The following is a 17,226-nucleotide window of genomic DNA, read 5'->3' on the forward strand; positions in this document are numbered from 1 at the left end:
GCGCACCGCACACGCGCCTTGACCTTCACACACCAGAGAAAGAGATCACATGAAGAAGATTCTTCTGTCGGCGACAGCGCTTGTCGTCGCGGGCGCCTTCGCCCTCACCGGCTGCTCCTCGGAGCGCGGCGGTGACACCGGCTCCGGGTCGGGGGACGAGGCCAAGGGCTTCGCCGCTGATGCCACTATCGGTGTCGCCCTTCCTGACAAGACCTCCGAGAACTGGGTTCTCGCCGGTCAGCTGTTCACCGACGGCCTGAAGAAGGCCGGATTCAAGCCCGACGTGCAGTACGCACCGGCCAGCAACACGGTCGCCGAGCAGCAGAACCAGATCCAGGCGATGGTCACCGGTGGCGCCAAGGTCATCATCATCGGTGCGAAGGACGGCAAGCAGCTGTCGACGCAGGTCGAGGCAGCCCGCGACGCCGGCGTCACCGTCATCGCGTACGACCGTCTGATCGAGAACACCGAGGCCGTGGACTACTACGTCGCCTTCGACAACTTCAAGGTCGGCCAGCTGCAGGGCCAGGCGCTGCTCGACGGTCTCGCCGAGCGCGCGGGCCACGAGGCGCCGTACAACATCGAGCTGTTCTCGGGTTCGCCGGACGACGCCAACGCTCCCGTGTTCTTCAACGGCGCGATGGACGTGCTCCAGCCGAAGATCGATGACGGCACGCTCAAGGTCGTTTCCGGTCAGACCGAGATCTCCCAGACGGCGACCGAGGGCTGGAAGGCCGAGAACGCTCAGCGCCGCATGGACTCGATCCTCACGTCGACCTACGGTTCCGAGACGCTCGACGGCGTCCTCTCGCCGAACGACACGCTCGCCCGCGCCATCATCACCTCGGTGCAGGGAGCAGGCAAGCCGGTCCCGGTCGTCACGGGTCAGGACTCCGAGGTCGAGTCCGTCAAGTCGATCATGGAGGGCATCCAGTACTCCACGATCAACAAGGACACCACGCTCCTCGTCGAGCAGTCGATCAAGATGGTCGGCCAGCTCCAGAAGGGCGAGGAGGTCGACGTCAACGACACCGAGCAGTACGACAACGGCGTGAAGGTCGTCCCGGCCTACCTGCTCGACCCGATCATCGTCACCAAGGAGAACGCGGCCGAGGCATACGCCAACGTCCCGAGCCTCCTCGAGATCGTGAAGTCGTACCAGTAATCCGGATGCTCCTTCGAGGAACACCCCACAGCACCTCGCTGTGACCGAGAGCCACCCTGACCTTCGGGTCAGGGTGGCTCTCTCGTGTGCGGGCCGTGTCCGTCGCCGTGTTCGTCAGCCGCGGAGTGCGCGCGTCGCCTGACCCGTGCGCTGCAGGGCATCGACGGTCTCGGCGTACCGGCGTTTGGCGACACCGAGGAACAGGCAGTCGACGAGCGTGAGCTGCGCGATGCGGCTCACCATGGCGCCTGCGCGGAAGGTCGACTCGCGCACCTCAGTGAAGAGCGGGTGATCGGCCGCGCGGGTGAGAGGGGAGTCCTTCGCCGACGTGACGGCGATCGTGGTGGCGCCGCTGGTACGCGCCGTCTCCAGGAACCGCACGGTTTCGAGCGTCGAACCGGAGTGGGAGAAGCCGATCGCGACGGTCGATGCGGTCGGCAGCACGGAGACGGCGACGGCCTCGTGCGGGTCGGCGGGAATATGCGCGTTCCGTCCGACGCGGAGGAGCTTGTGGGCGAGATCCTCCGCGACGAACCGGCTGGCACCGAGCCCGTAGAGGATGATGCGCTCGGCCCCGTCGATCGCATCCACTGCCGCTTCGAGCACGGTGAAGTCGAGTCGGGCGACGGTCTCCTCGATCGCCAGCAGTTCGAGCGCCGCCACCTTCGACACCGCCTCCTGCAGGGTGTCGGCATCGGAGATCTCCGACCCATAGGCGCCGCGTGCGGAGAACTGGGCGGCTTCCTTGCCGAGCTCGGCGGCCAGGGCCATGCGCAGCGGGGCGTAGCCGCTGAAGCCGATCGCCCGGCAGAAGCGCACGACCGAAGCGACCGAGGTGTCGCATTCCGCGGCCAGCTCGTTGATCGTGTTGTCGATCACGACGGAGGGGTTCTCGCGGACGACCAGCGCGATACGGGCCAGCGACGGCGTCAGCGTGGAAGCGGCGGCTTCGATCGTCGACTGGATGCTCATCGGTTCTCCGTCTGCTCGGTGTAAATTCTTTTTGCAGAGTCTACTTCGCATGTAGTCTCTTTTCATCACCTGTTTCCACCGATCCCCGGGAGAGTCGATGAGCGCGAAGACGACCGCATCCGTCGATCTCGGCAAGTCCCGGTGCCGCGTCGTGATCGACGGCGACGGCGAGCGGGTCGCGCGCGCAGGCGTCGGAGCTCCCGGGCTCGCCGCAGCGGGCGGGGTGGAGAGTGCACTCGAGGCGATCCTCCCGCTTCTGGAGGGTGACCGCCTCGACCTGATCGGGGTGGGCGCCGCGGGCGCCTGGCTGGCGCCGCATGCGGCGCAGGAACTGTCGTCCCGGCTCGCCGCAGCGAGCGGAGCCGCGGTGGCCGTCGCCTCCGATGTGGTCACCGCTCACGCCGGTGCACTCGCCGGTGCCGGGGGAGTGCTCCTCATCGCGGGAACCGGAGCGGCGGCCCTCGGCGTCGACGCCGAGGGCGCGCGACTCGTCGACGGCTGGGGTCCGGAACTCGGCGACTTCGGCAGCGGCTCGTGGCTCGGGCGCGAGGCCCTGCGTGCCGTGCTGCGTGCGGACGACGCCCTGGGCGCCCGCACCGCCCTCACCGCGGCGATCGTGCAGCCGGTGGGTGCGCCATCCGACATCCAGGCCTGGCTCGCCCAGCGCGAACCCCTCCCTCGACGCCTCGCGACGCTCGCACCTCTCGTGCTGGATGCCGCTGCCGACGGCGATGCGGTCGCCGGCGAGATCGTGGCCGAGGCGATTCGACTCCTCACCGCGACGGCTGTCGCCGCATCCACCCGCACCACCGACGTGGTGATCCACGGCGGCCTCACCGACCACGCGTGGTTCCGCGCGTCATTGACCTCTTCCCTGCAGACCGCCGGACGCACGCTCGTGCCCGCGAGCGGCGATGCACTCGACGGCGCGCTGCTGCTCGCGCGCCGCACCGACCTCCCCCACGAAAGGTTCGTCCACCGTGCCGAATGACGATTCCCGCCTGGCCACCCTCCTCTCCGTGCTCGAGCGCCTCGACACCGAGGCCTCGACGACCGATCGCGGCGACCTCGACCTGCTGGGCACCGCCGAGCTCGTGCGACGCATGAACGCGGAGGATCGGCGGGTGCCGGAGGCCGTCGCCGAGCGGGCGGAGGAGATCGCCATCGTGGTCGACGGCATCACGGAGCGGTTCCGCCGCGGCGGACGCCTCATCTACATCGGCGCGGGCACGGCCGGGCGCATCGGCGTTCTGGATGCGAGCGAGTGCCCGCCGACCTTCGGCACCGACCCGTCGATGGTGGTCGGGCTGATCGCGGGGGGCGAGACGGCGATCCGCTCCGCCGTGGAGAATGCCGAAGACGATGACGCGGCCGCGGAAGCCTCGCTGCGCGAGCTCGGTCTCTCGGAGAACGACACGGTGGTGGGCATCTCCGCCTCCGGCCGCACGCCCTACGTCGTGGGAGGGCTGACCTACGCCCGCAGTGTCGGTGCGTTCACCGCGGCGATCGCCTCGAACGCCGGTTCCGACATCGGCGCGGCCGCGGAGGTCGCGATCGAGGTCGTCACCGGCCCCGAGTTCATCTCCGGCTCCACGCGCCTCAAGTCGGGGACGGCGCAGAAGCTCGTCGTCAACATGCTGACGACGCTGTCGATGATCAACCTCGGCAAGACCTACCGCGGCGTCATGGTCGATCTGCTGGCCACGAACGAGAAGCTGCATGCCCGCTCGATCCGCACGGTGTCGCAGCTCGCCGGCGTCGACATCGACCAGGCTGCGGCGGCGCTGCAGGCGGCGGACGGTTCGGTCAAGCTCGCGCTGCTGATGCTCGCTGCCGACGCGACGCCGCAGGACGCGGCCGCAGCTCTCCACGAGGCCGACGGCATCCTCCGCGACGCGATCGCCGCGCTCGCCTGAGGGTGATGCGAGCGCCCGGGGAGTCCGATACGGTGTGCGGATGCCCCTCGCTCTGATCACCGGCGCCGCGCGTGCCGACAGCATCGCCGCCGGTATCGTTCCTCGGCTGCGCGCCGCCGGTTGGACCGTCGTCACCAGCGACCTGCACGACGCCGATCACCTCGCCGACCTCGCCACGCCCGCGGGGCCCGAGGCGCTGATGGCTGAGGTGACCGCAGCCCACGGCCCGGTCTCGGCGCTCATCCTGAGTCATGCGCACGATGTGCAATCCGGCATCCTCGACACGACGGCCGAGAGCTTCGACCGGCACGTCGCCGTGAACGCGAGGGCGAGTCTGCTGCTGATCGCGGCCTTCGCGCGGCAGGTGGGCGACGGCGGAGGTGCGATCGTGGCGCTCACCAGCGACCACGTGACCGGCAACCTCCCCTACGGGGCCTCCAAGGGTGCTCTCGACCGGCTCGTGATCTCGGCGGCCCGCGAGCTCGGCCCGCGCGGCATCTCGGCGAACGTGCTCAACCCCGGGCCCATCGACACCGGCTGGATGGACGACGAGACGCGCCGCGGGCTGGCGGAGATGACACCGCTCGGGCGTCTCGGGCGCCCCGGCGACATCGCGGCCGTGGTGGAGTTCCTCGTGTCGGAGGAAGGGCGCTGGATCTCGGGGCAGCTGCTGCAGTCGGACGGCGCGTTCTCGGCGAGGTACTGAGCCGCGGGGCAGGCGCGGACTCGACGCGCAGAGCTCGACGCGTAGAGCTCGACGCGCAGAGGCGGCGAGACCGGGGGATGTCCCTGTGCGCCTGCCCCGGGCGGGCATCCGACTCAGTGCGCGCAGGTGCAGGTGTCTCCGCCGCAGCATGCGCTCGCTGTCGCGCCGCGGTGCGCCTGCGACGCCTCTGGCACATCCATGGCCGGGTTCTGGTCGAGGAAGCCGGCTGGCTTGAACCAGAATCCGGCGTAGTCGACCGGCATGATGGGCCAGTCCTCCGGTCGCGGGAAGTGCGTCAGGCCGAACGTGTGCCACAGCACGATGTCCTGGCCGTCGATGTCGCGGTCGGCGGCGGCGTACTCGGGCAGCCCTGCTCCGCCCTGGTGCGCGTTCGGATACCGACCGGCCGGCCAGATCTGCCCCGCCTCGAAGCGCGTCGCCCAGAGGTGCTTCGTCGCGAAGGCGGCACGCGCGGCGACGGAGGACTGCGGGTCGGCCATGAGCAGTGCCGTGGGCTGCGGCACCAGGTGGTACGCGGTGGGTCGGCCGACGTGGTTCGTGTGGGACGCGCTCTGCACCTCCCACACCCGCGCGACCGAGGAATCGGCCTCGCGCTGCGCCTCGTTCTCGGTGTGCAGAGTCGTCTCCGACCAGGTGAAGGCGTTGCCGAAGGGGTTCTCGGGGCCCATCGGCACGCGTTGGGCGTCGATCTCGACGAGCCGGTTGTCCTCGCCGTCGATCGCGACGTCGAGCCGTGCGCAGAAGAGGTGCTGGTGCACGGGGGCGAACACGCCGGGGGCCAGCTCCGTCGCATGGCGCTGGCGCACCCCGGGCTCACCGGCGCTGGCGAAGACGATGCCCGTGGCCTTGGCCACCACCTCGATAGACCCGTCCAGGCCGAAGTTCCAGTAGAACCCGTAGTCGTAGTTGCCGATCGTGGAGAAGTACGAGACCACGAACCGGCGGGAACGCCGCACGTCGGAGCGCCCGGCCAGATCGGTGTGCTTCCAGAGGATGCCGTAGTCCTCCTCGTGCATGCAGATCACGTTCGGGATGCGCACGGGGTGTCCGTGGTCGTCGGCGACGTAACCGTCGAGGTAGCGGATCACGCCCAGGCAGTCGCAGCCGAGCTCGAGGTGGTTCGCGTTCTTCCCGAGCAGGTACTCACCGGCGTCGAAGTAGCTGATCCAGAAGCGGCCGGGCGCGGTGTCGCCGTAGGGGACGACCATCTCGGGCACGCTCGCCCTGCTCAGCACCGATCGTCCCTGGAAGGTGACGTCGTGCAGCACGAGGCCTTCGCGTGCGTTGAAGTCCACGCGCATCGACCAGCCCTCCCACTCCACGAGCGAACCCGTGACGGCGAAGCTCGGCCCCTCGGGCTGGGTGATCTCGATCGGCTTCAGGGTGGTGCGCGCCTCGCCCTGCACCTCGGGGTAGTAGTTGCCGTGGCCGGCGGGAACGGGCACATCGCCGTGGTCCTCGACGCGGATCACGCTGTTCGCGGTGAGGTCGATGTGCACGATGAGTCCCTCGACCGGGTGCGCCCAGGGAGAGTCCTGCTCGTCGTACTTGAGGAAGGTCAGGGAGCGGATCACGCGTCGTCCGACCTCGTCGGCACGGCCCGTGTATCCGGGGGCGAGCGGTCCGCAGAAGGCGAGCGCCATGTGCTCTTCGAGGCCGCGGCGCTTCATCGCGGCCTGCCACTGCGGTGACGCCTTGGCGATGGCCTCGGCGCGCTCGTACTCCTCGAACAGGTACTGCGGTTGCCCGTAGGGCGGGGCGTCGTTGGGGACCCGCTGCGTGTGCAGCACCTCGCCCCGGGTGATCGAGACGATGGCTTCGGTGGCGACGCCGGTGGCGATGTCGAGCAGGGTGACGTCGACGCGGCGGTCGATGGGGGAGCCGGGCGTCCAAGTCGCGAGCTCCTCCTTGCGGGGTTCGTCGGGGAGGAGCATCGGCACCCGGGTGGTCTCGGTCATCAGGCCCGCGGCGTCGAGCACGGCGCGGGCGGCCGCGATCTCTGCACCCGTGAGGGGATCGTGGGGGTGCGGGGCGGCGATCTTCTCGATCGACACGGGCTGCGGAGCGTGGTGGGACATCATCGACCTCACTATTTTCGAGCGATTGCTCAATAAACGGGTTGGCATGATGATACGACGGACCGCCCGACGCCCGCAACGGGAGATTCGCGGGCGGGGAACTCCGTCAGGCCCGCCAGGGAGCGAGCGCCACCTCGAGCACCGCGAGGTGGGCGGCCGGTGTCTGCGGCTCCGTGACCTCGACGATCTGCTGTCCGTACGTGATGGAGCGCAGCAGTGTCACGATCGCCTCGGTGGGGGTGTCCGTGCGCAACTCACCGTCCTCGACCGCCTCGCGCAGAGCGAGTCGCGTCGTGTCCTGCCAGGTGGCGAGCGTGGGGGAGCCGGCGTCCGGTGTCGGCGCGAGCGCGGCCAGGCGCCCCCAGAATCCGACCACGACATGGGCTTCGGTGCAGGTGCGCTCATCGACCGGGAGCACTTCGCGCATGAGCGCGTGCAGTCGGTCGAGCCCGCGGCGGTCGGCTGTCGCCTCGGCGATGCGCGCCTCGGTGCGGCGGGTCACCTCGGCCGCAGCCGCACGCATGACCTCGTCGAAGCCGTCGAAGTAGTGCCAGAGCGAGCCCGTGGCGACGCCGAGTTCCTTCGCCACGGCACGCGAAGACACGCTCTCGTGTCCGTCGCGGGCGGCGACGGCCAGCAGCGCCTCGGCGATCTGCCGGCGGCGCTCATCATGGTCGACGATGCGAGGCACGCACCCATCTTGTCGCATCGCGCACAGGTATAGCTATATTGAGCGATCGCTCAATATACTTCCGGCGTGGATCACCTCATCGTTGCGGTGCCGTGGCTGATGGCCGCGGCCGCGATCGTCTCGGCCGTCGCCGGCGTGGCTGCCTGGCGCGCCGTGCCGTGGCAGGGGCGGCAGAGCGTGCTCGTCATGGCGGCGGCGATGCTGGCACTCGCCGCGACCGCCGGGCGCCACCCCGTCCTCGAGCTGGCGCTGGGGGTGGTTCTGCTGGGATCCGGCATGGTCGGGACCATGGGCGTTCGCGGCACCGCATCGGCGGCCCCGTGCTGTCACCGCGCTCTGGTCTCCCTGGTGATGGCGATGTGCGCGTTCCACGGAGCCGCCGGACCCGTCGCCGCGGTGGGTCCAGCGACGGTGACAGGACACGGCGGCCACGGGCTCTCCGGCATGCTCTCGGTGCTGCTCTTCGCGGGCGTCGGCGCGGTGGCGCTGTGGACCATCGTCGCGGAGTGGTTCGTCGCTCCGGTGCACCACGGCCGCACGGCGCGCCTGCTCCGCATCGAGTCGTGGGCGATGACCGCCGGTATCGCGGTGATGTGCCTGGGATTCTGACGGAGGGGCCGTCACCCCGCGGCGGCTGGGCGCACGAACAGCCAGGCGGCGACCGCGGCGACCGCCGCCGCTGCGGTCATCGTCACCGCCATCGTGACGGCGTTCGTACCACCGATCCCTGCGGCGACCGGCGCGAGCACCGGACCGAACAGGAACGTCGACATCCCGAGCAGAGCCGAAGCCGTGCCCGCTCGTGCGCCGTGGTGGGCGAGGGCGAGGGTCTGCCCGTTGGGCCCGCCGAGCCCTGAGCACAGCATGAATCCGATCAGCGCGGCGACGACTCCCGCGACGCCCACGTCGGCGAGCGCGAGCACCAGGAAAGCCGTCGCGGCGATCAGCGTGGCCGAGATGCCCCCGAGGTACACCCGCAGCGGTCCCCACCTGCTCACGACGAGACGGCTGAGCTGACTGCCGACGATGCTCGCGAGAGCTCCCGCCGCGAAGGCGAGGCTGAACGACTGCGGACTCAGGCCGAACTCGTCCTGCAGCACGAACGACGACATGGACAAGTACGTGAAGAAGGCGATTCCACCCCCGGCCGCCGCGCACAGCACCGCGACGAAGAGCCGATCGCGCAGGACCGCTCCGGTGTGGATGCGGAGGGTGCGCAGGCCGCCGCCGTGCCGGGCTGTGACGGGCAGCGTCTCCGGCAGGGCGAAGACGACGACAAGCAGCAGCACGACGCCCACGGCGCTGAGCACGCCGAAGATCCCGCGCCAATCCATGATCCTCGCGAGCTGACCTCCGACGACGGGCGCGATGATCGGCGCCGTTCCCGAGACCAGGAACAGCAGCGACAGCATCCGTGAGAGCTCCACGCCCTCGAACTGGTCCCGGGCGATCGCGAGGCAGATCACGATGCCCGCAGATCCCGCGAGTCCCTGCAGGAAGCGCGCGAGCAGCAGCAGCTCGATGTTCGGGGCGAGCGCGCACGCCAGGGAGAGGACGGCGAAGACGGCGACGCCGACCATCAGGGGGAGCCGTCTGCCCCATCGGTCGCTGAGGGGCCCGGCGACGAGCTGACCGAGCCCGAGCCCGATCATGCACGCCGACATCGTGGCCTGAGCGAGTGCCTCCGTGGTGCCGAGCGAGGCGGCGAGCTGCGGCAGCTGCGGCAGATACAGGTCCATCGACAGAGGGCCGAACGCCTCGAGCATGCCGAGCACGAGCATCGCGTGCACCGTGCCCATCCGCGGCCGCGAGGGCTCCCCGGGAACGGGAGTGCTCATCCTTCCAGGTGCAGCGTGCGCCGCAGCCAGCTCGCGCGCGCGGCGTCGGCCGCCTGCGAGACCTCGGCGTCGGGGGAGAAGCCGGAGAAGCCGTGGTAGCCGCCCGCCCACACATGCAGCTCGGCCTGTCCGCCGGTGGCCCAGATGCGCGTGGCGTAGTCGACCGCTTCGTCTCGGAAGGTCTCGGCCGCCCCGACCTCGATGAACGCGGGAGCGAGGCCGGACAGGTCGACGGCGCGCGCGGGGGCGGTGTAGGGCGATACCCGATCGGTGCCGCGGTCCTCGCCGGCGATCGCCTCCCACGCGGTGTGGTTGTTGTGGCGATCCCAGGCTCCGAACCCGTCGTACTGACGACTCGAGACGGTGTCGTTGCGGTCGTCGAGCATGGGGCATCCCAGCAGCTGTCCGGCCAGGCGCGGACCCCCTCGGTCTCGAGCGAGCAGCGCGACGGCGGCGGAGAGACCACCGCCCGCGCTCATGCCGGACGCGATGATGCGGTCGGGGTCGATGCCCAGGTCCTCCGCGTGCGCCGCCATCCACTCCAGCGCCGCATAGCAGTCCTCGGCCTGTGCCGGCCCCGGGTGCTCGGGGGCGAGGCGGTACTCGACCGCGACGCCGATCACCCCGTATCGCTCGGCCAGGTCGATGAGCTCGGAGGTGCCGAAGAACCGGGTGCCCAGCACCATCCCGCCGCCGTGGATCGACAGCACGGCAGGGGCCGGTCCGTTCGCCGGCTTGGTGGGCCGCACGATCGTGATCTCGATGTCCGGGGCTCCGGCGGGGCCGGAGACGGTCCGGTCCTCCCACGTGATCGCGCGCCCGTCGGCCTGCGCCGACATGGGCGGGATGATGGTCGCGAAGTGATCGCGATTGGCGTGGATGGTGTCGGCGCGCAGCGGGATGATCTCGACCATGTCGACGAAGGCCGCGAGACCGGCGACGAGCTCGGGATCGTAGGGGACCGGTGGGTGGGCGGTCATCGGGCGGCCCGCCAGATCCGTCGCAGCCAGGAGGCGCGCGCGGCGAGGGCGGCGCGGGAGATCTCGGCATCGGGCATGTACATGTCGAAGCCGTGCGCGCCGCCGCCCCACACGTGCAGCTCGGCCTGTCCGCCGGTGGCCCAGATGCGCAGGGCGTATTCGGTGTCCTCGTCGCGGAAGGCCTCGGCCTCTCCGACCTCGATGAAGGCGGGCGGCAGGCCCGAGAGGTCGGCCGCGCGGGAGGGGGCGGCATGCGCGGGTGCCTCGGGGCTGAAGGCGAGATCGTCGCCGAGCACGCACGACCAGGCGAGCAGGTTCAGCTCCCGCTGCCACGTGCCGATGCCGTCGTACTGCCGGCTCGACACCGTGGTGTTGGTGTTGTCGATCATCGGGCACAGCAGCAGCTGTCCCGCCATCACCGGGCCCCGTCGGTCGCGTGCCATCAGGGCGACGGCGGCGGTGAGTCCGCCCCCAGCGCTCCCGCCGCCGACGACGATGCCCGCAGGATCGATGCCGAGATCGTTCGCATGCGCATGCACCCAGGCGAAGGCGGCGTAGCAGTCCTCCACCCCGGCGGGGTAGGGGTGTTCGGGGGCGAGACGGTACTCGACGTTCACCGCCACCACGCGGTGCTGCGCGACGATGTCGACCACGCGCCCGGTCTCCCACGAGCGGTGACCGACGATCATCCCGCCGCCGTGGATGTTGACGAAGCCGGGAAGCACCTCGGCGCGGGTTCCGGCCGGTCGGAAGATCGTGATCTCGATGTCGGGAGCACCGGAGGGGCCGGGGATCATGCGGTCCTCCCACTCGATGTCACGGCCGGCGATGACGGTGTCGTTGTCGGGGAACATTCGGTCGGCGCCCGCGCGCGGCAGCGCGTCGCGAGTCAGGGGCGGCTGAGGATCCTTCGCGATCTCATCCAGCACGGCCTGCACCTCGGGGTCGAAGGGCACGGGGGTGACGGTGGGACGTCCGGCGGCGGTGGCGGTCATGGAACTCCTTGTGCGAGTGGTGGCGGGGGCGGTTCAGGGGCCTTCGGGGTCGAGGATGCCGCGGTCCGCCCAGAACGGTGCGACCAGGCGGCGCAGTTCTGCGGCGCCGACACGATCGACCAGATCGACGGCCACGAGGTTCGCGCGCAGCTGAGCGACGCTCGACGCCCCGAACAGCGTCGTCGTGAGAGCCGGGTGCGTGAGGGTGAAAGCGATGCCGAGCTGTGCCGGAGACGCGTCGAGCGAATCGGCGAGTGCCGCGAACGCCGGGACATCGGCGAGGATACGCCCGCGGATGTCGCCGGGGTCGCGACCGATCTGGCGGTCGCCGTTCACCTTGCCCGCCAGGATGCCGCCTTCGAGGCAGTCCGAGGCCTGCAATGTCAGTCCCTGCTCCCACAGGCCGGTGAAGGGCGCTCCGTCCGGGATGGCACGTCGCGAGACGCTGTACTTCAGCTGCGCGATCTGCGGGCCGGGCACGTCTTCGTCCGTCGCGATGTCGATCAGGGCCTGGATGCTCGACGCCGACCAGTTGTTCACTCCCCAGGCGCGGATGAGACCGGCATCGGTCAGGCGTGCCAGATCGAGCACGAGATCGCGCAGATCCAGGTCGTCGCGGCGCAGGTCTCCCAGGATCACGAGGTCGGCGTGCTCGACGCCCACGCGCATCAGGGCGTTGTCGAGTTGGGGGCGGAAGCCCTCGGTGTCGAACGTCTCGAGCCAGAGCTTCGACGACAGCAGCCACTCCTCGCGGTCGAGGCCCGCCGCGCGCACCATGGCCGAGAAGATCACGTCGGTGAACACCGGTGGGGCACCCGGTGCGGAGTAGAACCCGACATCGAAGAGGTTCACTCCGCGATCCACGGCCTCGCGGAGCATGGCCACCGCGTCGGCGAAGTCCATCCGGTCATAGGTGTGCCAGGAGCCGAGCGAGAACAGCGAGGAGTGCAGGCCGCTGCGCCCGATCTCACGGCGCGGAAGGGGAGTGGTCATGGTCGTCCTAACAGACTCGGGTCGATGACGGCCTTGACCTCATCGAGATGGTGCATGCGGGCGATCTTCGCCGAGGCCTCCGCGAGGCCGACGGGGGCGCTGAAGAGGTCATCCCACGGGAAGCGGTCGGCGAACGCCGCGAAGAAGTCGACGGCCCTGGCGTAGTCGGAGATGTCGCCGTTGAGGGATCCCACGACAGTGAGCTCCTTGCCCATGATCGTGCTGAGGGCGAATCCGTCTCCTGCCGGTCCGGTCGAACCGACGATCGCGATCGTGCCGCGCTGGGCGGCCATCCCGACGGCGTCCGGTCCCACCCCTGGGGCCCCGGCGAAGTCGAAGACGTGGTCGGCGCCGCGTCCGTTCGTCAGCTCCAGGACCTGGTCGACCACGGGACCGTCGCGGAAGTCGACGACGGCGTCTGCGCCGAAGCGCCCGGCCAGCTCCAGGCGCGCGGACGGTGCTCCGACGGTGATCACCTGGCCGGCGCCGGCGATCTTCGCGACGGCGGTGGCGAAGATGCCCAGGGCCCCGGAGCCCTGGATCACGACGCTCGATCCCGGGCGGATGCGTCCGGCACGCTCGAACGCGCGGAGCACGGTCTTGGCGGCGCATCCCGCCATCGACGCCCACGTGTCCTTGACGGCGGAGGGGAGCAGCATTTTCGCGGCGCCCGGAGTGACGTAGGCGTAGGCGGAGAGACCCGCGGTGGCGAAGGGATGCACGTCCGCGCGCTGGAGGAAGCCGTAGCCGCGGCGGGCGCACGCCACCGGTTCGCGCAGCACGACGCAGCCGTGGCATTCGCCACAGGTCGATTCCGACCAGCCGATGCGGTCGCCGGGGGAGAGGGCGCGGCCGAGGGCATCACGGGTGTCGGGGCCGGTGGCGACGATCTCGCCGACCATCTCGTGGCCGAGCACCATGGGGAGCATGCCGGGGAAGGTCATCTTCCCCTCCCAGATCTCGATATCGGTGCCGCACAGGGTCGTGCAGGTGATGCGCACCAGGGCGGCACCGGGTTCGATCTCGGCGGGGAGCGGCAGCTCCTGCAGGGTCAGGGGCTCGCCGTGGGCGGTGAGGACGGCGGCGCGGGTCGTGGTGGGCAGTTCTGCGGTGCGGGTCATGGTGTCGTCTCCGGGGAACGGTCAGACCAGGAGCTGTCCGCCGTCGACGGCGACGCAGACCCCGGTGATGTGGCTGGCGGCGTCGCTCGCGAGGAACAGCACGAGCGGGGTGACCTGGTCGACTTCGGCGATCGAGCCGAGCGGGATGCGCGACTCCCAGGCCGCACGGGCATCGGGGTTCGACGCGAAGTCGGCGGTCAGGGGAGTGAGCACGGGACCGGGGGCGACGGCGTTGACGCGGATCCCCGATCCGGCGAGTTCGATGGCGGCCGTGCGGGTGAGGGCATCGACCGCCGCCTTGGTGGCTTCGTAGTGGCCCAGACCCGGGGTGGGCTGGCGGGCGCCGATCGAGGAGATGTTGACGATCGAGCCGCCGCCGGTCGCCGCCAGCAGGGCCCCGAACGTGCGGAGCATGAGGAAGGTGCCGCGGACGTTGACGCGCAGGGCGGCGTCGACGGCCTCGACGGGCACCTCCTGCAGGGTGCCGCCGCCCGCGACGACGCCGGCGTTGTTCACCAGCACGTCGAGTCCGCCCGCGGCGGAGAGTCGATCGGCCGCCGACTGCACGGAGGCTTCGTCGGAGATGTCGAGGTGCACGGCCGTGGCGCCGAGCTCATTCGCGACGCTCTGCACGGCTTCCGCGTTCACGTCGCCGATGAACACCTCGTCCCCGGCCCGTGCGAACGCGGCGGCGATGCCTCTGCCGAGGCCCGAGGCTCCACCGGTGACGAGGATGCGGCGGGGGGATGCGGTCATGTTCGTCCTCACTGACGGGTGCTGCGACGGGGTGACTCCGTTATATTCTACAAACATAGAAAAACACAACCCCGTGTCAGAGAAGACGAAGGAGCCTTCATGCCCGAATCGACATATCCCCGCACGGCACTGCAGCACGGAGGGGTGCCGGTGCCTCCGCTGGCATTGGGGTCGTGGAACACCTGGGACCGGATGTCGAAGGATGAGGCGGTCGCGCTGATCCGGAGAGCCACGGAGCTCGATGCCGGATTCTTCGACATCGCGTACTACAACATGGGTCCGCACGCCGAGAACTCGAGGACCGACATCCTCTTCGGCGAGGCGCTGCGGGCGAGCGGCGTCGATCGCGACGGGATAACCCTGTGCGGCAAACTGTGGCTGTGGGACTGGCCGAACCAGGGATTTCGTCCACAGCTCGTCGAGTCGCTCGGGCGGGCCGGCCTCGAACGCTTCGACACGGTGGTGGTCGGCGACTACGGGGAGGCGCCCGACATGCCGCGCCTCGTCGCCGAGGTGAATGCGCTGATCTCGGAAGGCCTCATCGACAGCTGGGGCATCAACAACTGGCAGATAGCCCACACCAGGCAGGCTCTCGACGAGGCGGAGACGCAGGGGGTTGTCGCACCGGCGTTCGCACAGCTGAAATACGGCATCGCGCGCCGATCGATGGCCGAGGGGGAGGCGTACGGGGCGTTGTTCGATGCGGGCGAGCTCACCCTGCAGGCGTCCGACGTCTTCGAGGGTGGGATCCTCGCCACCGGGCGGCTGCCCGAGCGGAAGATCGGCGCGGATGTCGGAGGGATCCGCGAGCAGATCGCCGCGATCTACCCCGAGGTCGCGCGGGTGGCCGCCGGATTCGGTGTCACACCGGCGGCACTGGGCATCGCCTTCTGCCTCTCGAACCCCGCGACCGCGAACGTGCTGTTCGGTGCCTCCCAGCTCGCGCAGCTGGAGCAGAACCATGTGGCACTCGCGTTGGCGCTCGCGCATGGTCCCGAGGTGCGTGCGGCGCTCGCCGGGTGCTGGGTCGACCGTGACGTACGCGCCGACGGGGTGTGGTGAAGTCGGCTACGCCTCGCGCTCGTGCGCGAGGGCTACGGCACGCTCGAACGTCGAGACGATGACCTGGCGTCGGTCGGTGCGGTAGTCCTCGTCCGGTTCGAGCTCGTCGATGTAGTCGTCCCAGACCCGGATGTACCGGTCTCGCCAGCCCTCGAGCGTGCTGCTCGACGGGAATGTGGCACCCACTCGCCCCGCGGACCCGATGTCGGTGAGGATCTCCAACCACGCGGGAGCCATGGCTCCGCCCCATTCGTCCGGCTGCAGCTCGGTGTCGTCGTCCTCATCGGCGAACACCTCGGAGATCTTCGCGATGAGCTCGTCGGTGATCTCGCTCAGTGCGTCGGCGACCGTGTCGTCGTCGAAGTTTCCCGGTCCCCACGTACCCATGTCTTCCTCTTCCTGTCGGCTGTTGCGGTCGGACCCAGTGAACCATGTGAGCGTGGTGTCGGGCGGAGGGTCAGCGGCAGAATGCCGGCATTTATTCGAAGATGAGTTCGAATCTCGAGAGGTGATTCGGTAAAATCGAATCATGTCGAAGCTGGTCGAGTTGCACGAGGCGATGTCCCGCCTCGATGCGGCGTGGGCCGACGCCGATGGATCCGGTGAGCTGTCGCGAGAGCAGCTGATCGCCGTGAGCGCATCCATCGGAGTGCTGCAGCGGCGGCTGGATGCGGTGCACATCGAGGTCGCGGCATGCATCTCGCGCGAGTCTCGTCCCGAGTTGGGTGCGGAGGGTCTCGCGAAGCAGCAGGGCTACCGGAATCCGGCGACGTTGATCGCGGCGACCGTCGGCGTCTCGCGTGGCGATGCGACCCGGCTGGTGAAGGTCGGAGAAGCGGTCGCGCCGCGCGAGGATCTCCTCGGGGCGCCTCTGCCAGCGAAGTATCCGAGAGTGCGTGAGGCGCTCGGGTCCGGCGCCCTGAGTGCTCAGGTGGCTGCCGCGATCATCGCCCTGCTGGATCGGTGTCGCGTCTCGGTGGGTCCGGTGCGGGTCGCCGAGGCGGAGTCTCTGCTGGTGGAGAAGGCGGTCGGGCTCGCTCTCGACGACGTGCGCAAGCTGGTCGTGAGGGCGGAGGCGTGGCTGGACCCGGATGGGGTGGAGCCGCGCCTGGAGGAGCAGCGTTCCCGCCGAGCTTTGACCATTCATGAGCGCGACGGGATGGTGCATCTGAACGCCGTCCTCGACGCCGAGACCGCTGCTCCTGTCGTGACGGCCATCCGCGGCTACGTGACCGCCGCGTTCGCCGCGCGAAAGAACGCGGCCGCGCCGGACGCGCCGGACGCCGATCGTCGCACCGTTCCAATGATCCAGGCCGACGCTCTGTCCGTGTTCGCGGGCCACGTTCTCGAGTGTGACGCCCGGGTGCCGTTGGCGGGTGCGACCGTCGTGGTGCGGATGAGCCTCGACGACCTGGAAGCCGGCGCCGGTTCCGCTGAGATCGACGGAATCGAGCAGCCGGTCAGCGTCGGCGCGGCGCGACGGATGGCCGCAGGCGGGGGAGTGATCCCCTGCGTGCTCGGTGCGGCGAGCGAAGTGCTCGATTGGGGTCGGGAGAAGCGCCTGTTCACGCGCTCGCAACGGTTGGCGTTGGTCGAGCGGGATGGTGGATGCGCCATGTGCGCGCTGCCGCCCGAGATGACGAAGGCGCATCACATCCGATGGTGGAGTCGAGACCATGGTCCGACCGATCTCTCGAACGGCGTGCTGCTGTGCGAGACCTGCCACCATCGGATCCATGACAACGGGTGGGATATCCGTATCGATGGCGGTGGGAGCCGCGGCAGGGTGTGGTTTCTCCCACCGGCCACGGTCGACCCTGCGCGGGCTCCGCGCCTGGGTGGCAGGGCGCGCTTCGACATCGCCGCCTGAACGCGCTGCCTGAGCACGCTGCCTGCGCGTCTCGCCGGCGACCGGCGCTCCACCATGCCTGC

Annotated in this window: 17 protein-coding genes; 7 read left to right on the top strand and 10 right to left on the bottom strand. The window is 69.9% G+C overall.

Annotation, left to right across the window (positions count from 1 at the left end; all coding sequences use genetic code 11):
* Nucleotides 1–49 precede the first annotated feature (49 nt).
* Nucleotides 50–1,165 carry a substrate-binding domain-containing protein gene (locus F6W70_RS04690; RefSeq protein ID WP_055864815.1) on the top strand — a complete coding sequence of 372 codons (1,116 nt, stop codon included), beginning with the start codon at nt 50–52 and terminating at the stop codon, nt 1,163–1,165.
* A 114-nt stretch (nt 1,166–1,279) separates the two neighbouring features.
* Here F6W70_RS04690 and F6W70_RS04695 read toward each other — a convergent pair whose 3' ends face one another.
* Complete coding sequence (locus F6W70_RS04695; RefSeq protein WP_055873608.1) at nt 1,280–2,137, bottom strand: MurR/RpiR family transcriptional regulator; 858 nt, start codon at nt 2,135–2,137, stop codon at nt 1,280–1,282.
* Between the two features lie 97 nt (nt 2,138–2,234).
* Here F6W70_RS04695 and F6W70_RS04700 point away from each other — a divergent pair, with 97 nt between their 5' ends.
* The 3 genes from F6W70_RS04700 to F6W70_RS04710 are packed head-to-tail and all read left to right on the top strand — an operon-like array spanning nt 2,235 to nt 4,759.
* Entirely contained in the window at nt 2,235–3,128 is an 894-nt protein-coding gene (locus F6W70_RS04700) for a BadF/BadG/BcrA/BcrD ATPase family protein (RefSeq protein WP_151486033.1), read from the top strand.
* Nucleotides 3,118–4,053, top strand: a complete 936-nt coding sequence (gene murQ / locus F6W70_RS04705; RefSeq protein ID WP_055873602.1) for an N-acetylmuramic acid 6-phosphate etherase — start codon at nt 3,118–3,120, stop codon at nt 4,051–4,053. The genes F6W70_RS04700 and murQ overlap by 11 nt, the downstream gene beginning before the upstream one ends.
* Nucleotides 4,054–4,093: 40 nt before the next feature.
* Nucleotides 4,094–4,759, top strand: a complete 666-nt coding sequence (locus F6W70_RS04710) for an SDR family oxidoreductase (RefSeq protein WP_151486034.1) — start codon at nt 4,094–4,096, stop codon at nt 4,757–4,759.
* Between the two features lie 113 nt (nt 4,760–4,872).
* On the opposite strand, the gene F6W70_RS04715 is transcribed toward F6W70_RS04710, so the two are convergent.
* Together F6W70_RS04715 and F6W70_RS04720 are read right to left on the bottom strand one after the other, a co-directional pair.
* The gene (locus tag F6W70_RS04715) at nt 4,873–6,861 is read right to left on the bottom strand and encodes a primary-amine oxidase (RefSeq protein WP_151486035.1); all 1,989 of its coding nucleotides are present in this window, start codon (nt 6,859–6,861) and stop codon (nt 4,873–4,875) included.
* A gap of 103 nt (nt 6,862–6,964) precedes the next feature.
* Complete coding sequence (locus F6W70_RS04720; RefSeq protein WP_151486036.1) at nt 6,965–7,549, bottom strand: TetR/AcrR family transcriptional regulator; 585 nt, start codon at nt 7,547–7,549, stop codon at nt 6,965–6,967.
* A 66-nt stretch (nt 7,550–7,615) separates the two neighbouring features.
* Here F6W70_RS04720 and F6W70_RS04725 point away from each other — a divergent pair, with 66 nt between their 5' ends.
* On the top strand, nt 7,616–8,158 hold the full coding sequence (locus tag F6W70_RS04725; RefSeq protein ID WP_055864795.1) for a hypothetical protein: 543 nt from the start codon (nt 7,616–7,618) through the stop codon (nt 8,156–8,158).
* 11 nt (nt 8,159–8,169) lie between these two features.
* Here the strand turns inward: F6W70_RS04725 and F6W70_RS04730 are convergent, their stop codons facing one another.
* The 6 genes from F6W70_RS04730 to F6W70_RS04755 are packed head-to-tail and all read right to left on the bottom strand — an operon-like array spanning nt 8,170 to nt 14,232.
* The gene (locus tag F6W70_RS04730) at nt 8,170–9,387 is read right to left on the bottom strand and encodes a multidrug effflux MFS transporter (protein ID WP_318278799.1); all 1,218 of its coding nucleotides are present in this window, start codon (nt 9,385–9,387) and stop codon (nt 8,170–8,172) included.
* Nucleotides 9,384–10,367, bottom strand: coding sequence for an alpha/beta hydrolase (locus F6W70_RS04735; RefSeq protein WP_151486037.1), 984 nt, complete (start codon nt 10,365–10,367; stop codon nt 9,384–9,386). Before F6W70_RS04735 ends, F6W70_RS04730 begins: the two co-directional genes overlap by 4 nt.
* Complete coding sequence (locus F6W70_RS04740) at nt 10,364–11,362, bottom strand: alpha/beta hydrolase (RefSeq protein WP_151486038.1); 999 nt, start codon at nt 11,360–11,362, stop codon at nt 10,364–10,366. The genes F6W70_RS04735 and F6W70_RS04740 overlap by 4 nt, the downstream gene beginning before the upstream one ends.
* A gap of 33 nt (nt 11,363–11,395) precedes the next feature.
* On the bottom strand, nt 11,396–12,355 hold the full coding sequence (locus F6W70_RS04745) for an aldo/keto reductase (RefSeq protein WP_151486039.1): 960 nt from the start codon (nt 12,353–12,355) through the stop codon (nt 11,396–11,398).
* A complete protein-coding gene (locus tag F6W70_RS04750) occupies nt 12,352–13,476 on the bottom strand; it encodes a zinc-binding dehydrogenase (RefSeq protein WP_318278800.1) in 1,125 nt (374 codons plus the stop codon). Before F6W70_RS04750 ends, F6W70_RS04745 begins: the two co-directional genes overlap by 4 nt.
* Before the next feature lie 21 nt (nt 13,477–13,497).
* The gene (locus F6W70_RS04755; protein WP_055873573.1) at nt 13,498–14,232 is read right to left on the bottom strand and encodes an SDR family NAD(P)-dependent oxidoreductase; all 735 of its coding nucleotides are present in this window, start codon (nt 14,230–14,232) and stop codon (nt 13,498–13,500) included.
* Nucleotides 14,233–14,331: 99 nt separating this feature from the next.
* Between F6W70_RS04755 and F6W70_RS04760 the strand changes: the two genes are divergently transcribed.
* Complete coding sequence (locus F6W70_RS04760) at nt 14,332–15,294, top strand: aldo/keto reductase (protein ID WP_151486040.1); 963 nt, start codon at nt 14,332–14,334, stop codon at nt 15,292–15,294.
* Between the two features lie 6 nt (nt 15,295–15,300).
* On the opposite strand, the gene F6W70_RS04765 is transcribed toward F6W70_RS04760, so the two are convergent.
* Nucleotides 15,301–15,681 (bottom strand): DUF4259 domain-containing protein, encoded by a 381-nt coding sequence (locus F6W70_RS04765; protein WP_151486041.1) that lies wholly within the window; start codon nt 15,679–15,681, stop codon nt 15,301–15,303.
* Nucleotides 15,682–15,823: 142 nt separating this feature from the next.
* Here F6W70_RS04765 and F6W70_RS04770 point away from each other — a divergent pair, with 142 nt between their 5' ends.
* Nucleotides 15,824–17,164, top strand: a complete 1,341-nt coding sequence (locus F6W70_RS04770) for an HNH endonuclease signature motif containing protein (protein WP_151486042.1) — start codon at nt 15,824–15,826, stop codon at nt 17,162–17,164.
* Nucleotides 17,165–17,226 lie beyond the last annotated feature (62 nt).

The organism is Microbacterium maritypicum (genome assembly GCF_008868125.1).
Lineage (GTDB): Bacteria > Actinomycetota > Actinomycetes > Actinomycetales > Microbacteriaceae > Microbacterium > Microbacterium maritypicum.

Coding starts and splice junctions, on each gene's coding strand:
- F6W70_RS04735 (WP_151486037.1), bottom strand. CDS start 10,367: ATGACCGCCCACCCACCGGTCCCCTACGATCCCGAGCTCGTCGCCGGT.
- F6W70_RS04765 (WP_151486041.1), bottom strand. CDS start 15,681: ATGGGTACGTGGGGACCGGGAAACTTCGACGACGACACGGTCGCCGAC.
- F6W70_RS04715 (WP_151486035.1), bottom strand. CDS start 6,861: ATGATGTCCCACCACGCTCCGCAGCCCGTGTCGATCGAGAAGATCGCC.
- F6W70_RS04740 (WP_151486038.1), bottom strand. CDS start 11,362: ATGACCGCCACCGCCGCCGGACGTCCCACCGTCACCCCCGTGCCCTTC.
- F6W70_RS04750 (WP_318278800.1), bottom strand. CDS start 13,476: ATGACCCGCACCGCAGAACTGCCCACCACGACCCGCGCCGCCGTCCTC.
- F6W70_RS04700 (WP_151486033.1), top strand. CDS start 2,235: ATGAGCGCGAAGACGACCGCATCCGTCGATCTCGGCAAGTCCCGGTGC.
- F6W70_RS04760 (WP_151486040.1), top strand. CDS start 14,332: ATGCCCGAATCGACATATCCCCGCACGGCACTGCAGCACGGAGGGGTG.
- F6W70_RS04755 (WP_055873573.1), bottom strand. CDS start 14,232: ATGACCGCATCCCCCCGCCGCATCCTCGTCACCGGTGGAGCCTCGGGC.
- F6W70_RS04695 (WP_055873608.1), bottom strand. CDS start 2,137: ATGAGCATCCAGTCGACGATCGAAGCCGCCGCTTCCACGCTGACGCCG.
- F6W70_RS04690 (WP_055864815.1), top strand. CDS start 50: ATGAAGAAGATTCTTCTGTCGGCGACAGCGCTTGTCGTCGCGGGCGCC.
- F6W70_RS04710 (WP_151486034.1), top strand. CDS start 4,094: ATGCCCCTCGCTCTGATCACCGGCGCCGCGCGTGCCGACAGCATCGCC.
- F6W70_RS04745 (WP_151486039.1), bottom strand. CDS start 12,355: ATGACCACTCCCCTTCCGCGCCGTGAGATCGGGCGCAGCGGCCTGCAC.
- F6W70_RS04770 (WP_151486042.1), top strand. CDS start 15,824: ATGTCGAAGCTGGTCGAGTTGCACGAGGCGATGTCCCGCCTCGATGCG.
- F6W70_RS04730 (WP_318278799.1), bottom strand. CDS start 9,387: ATGAGCACTCCCGTTCCCGGGGAGCCCTCGCGGCCGCGGATGGGCACG.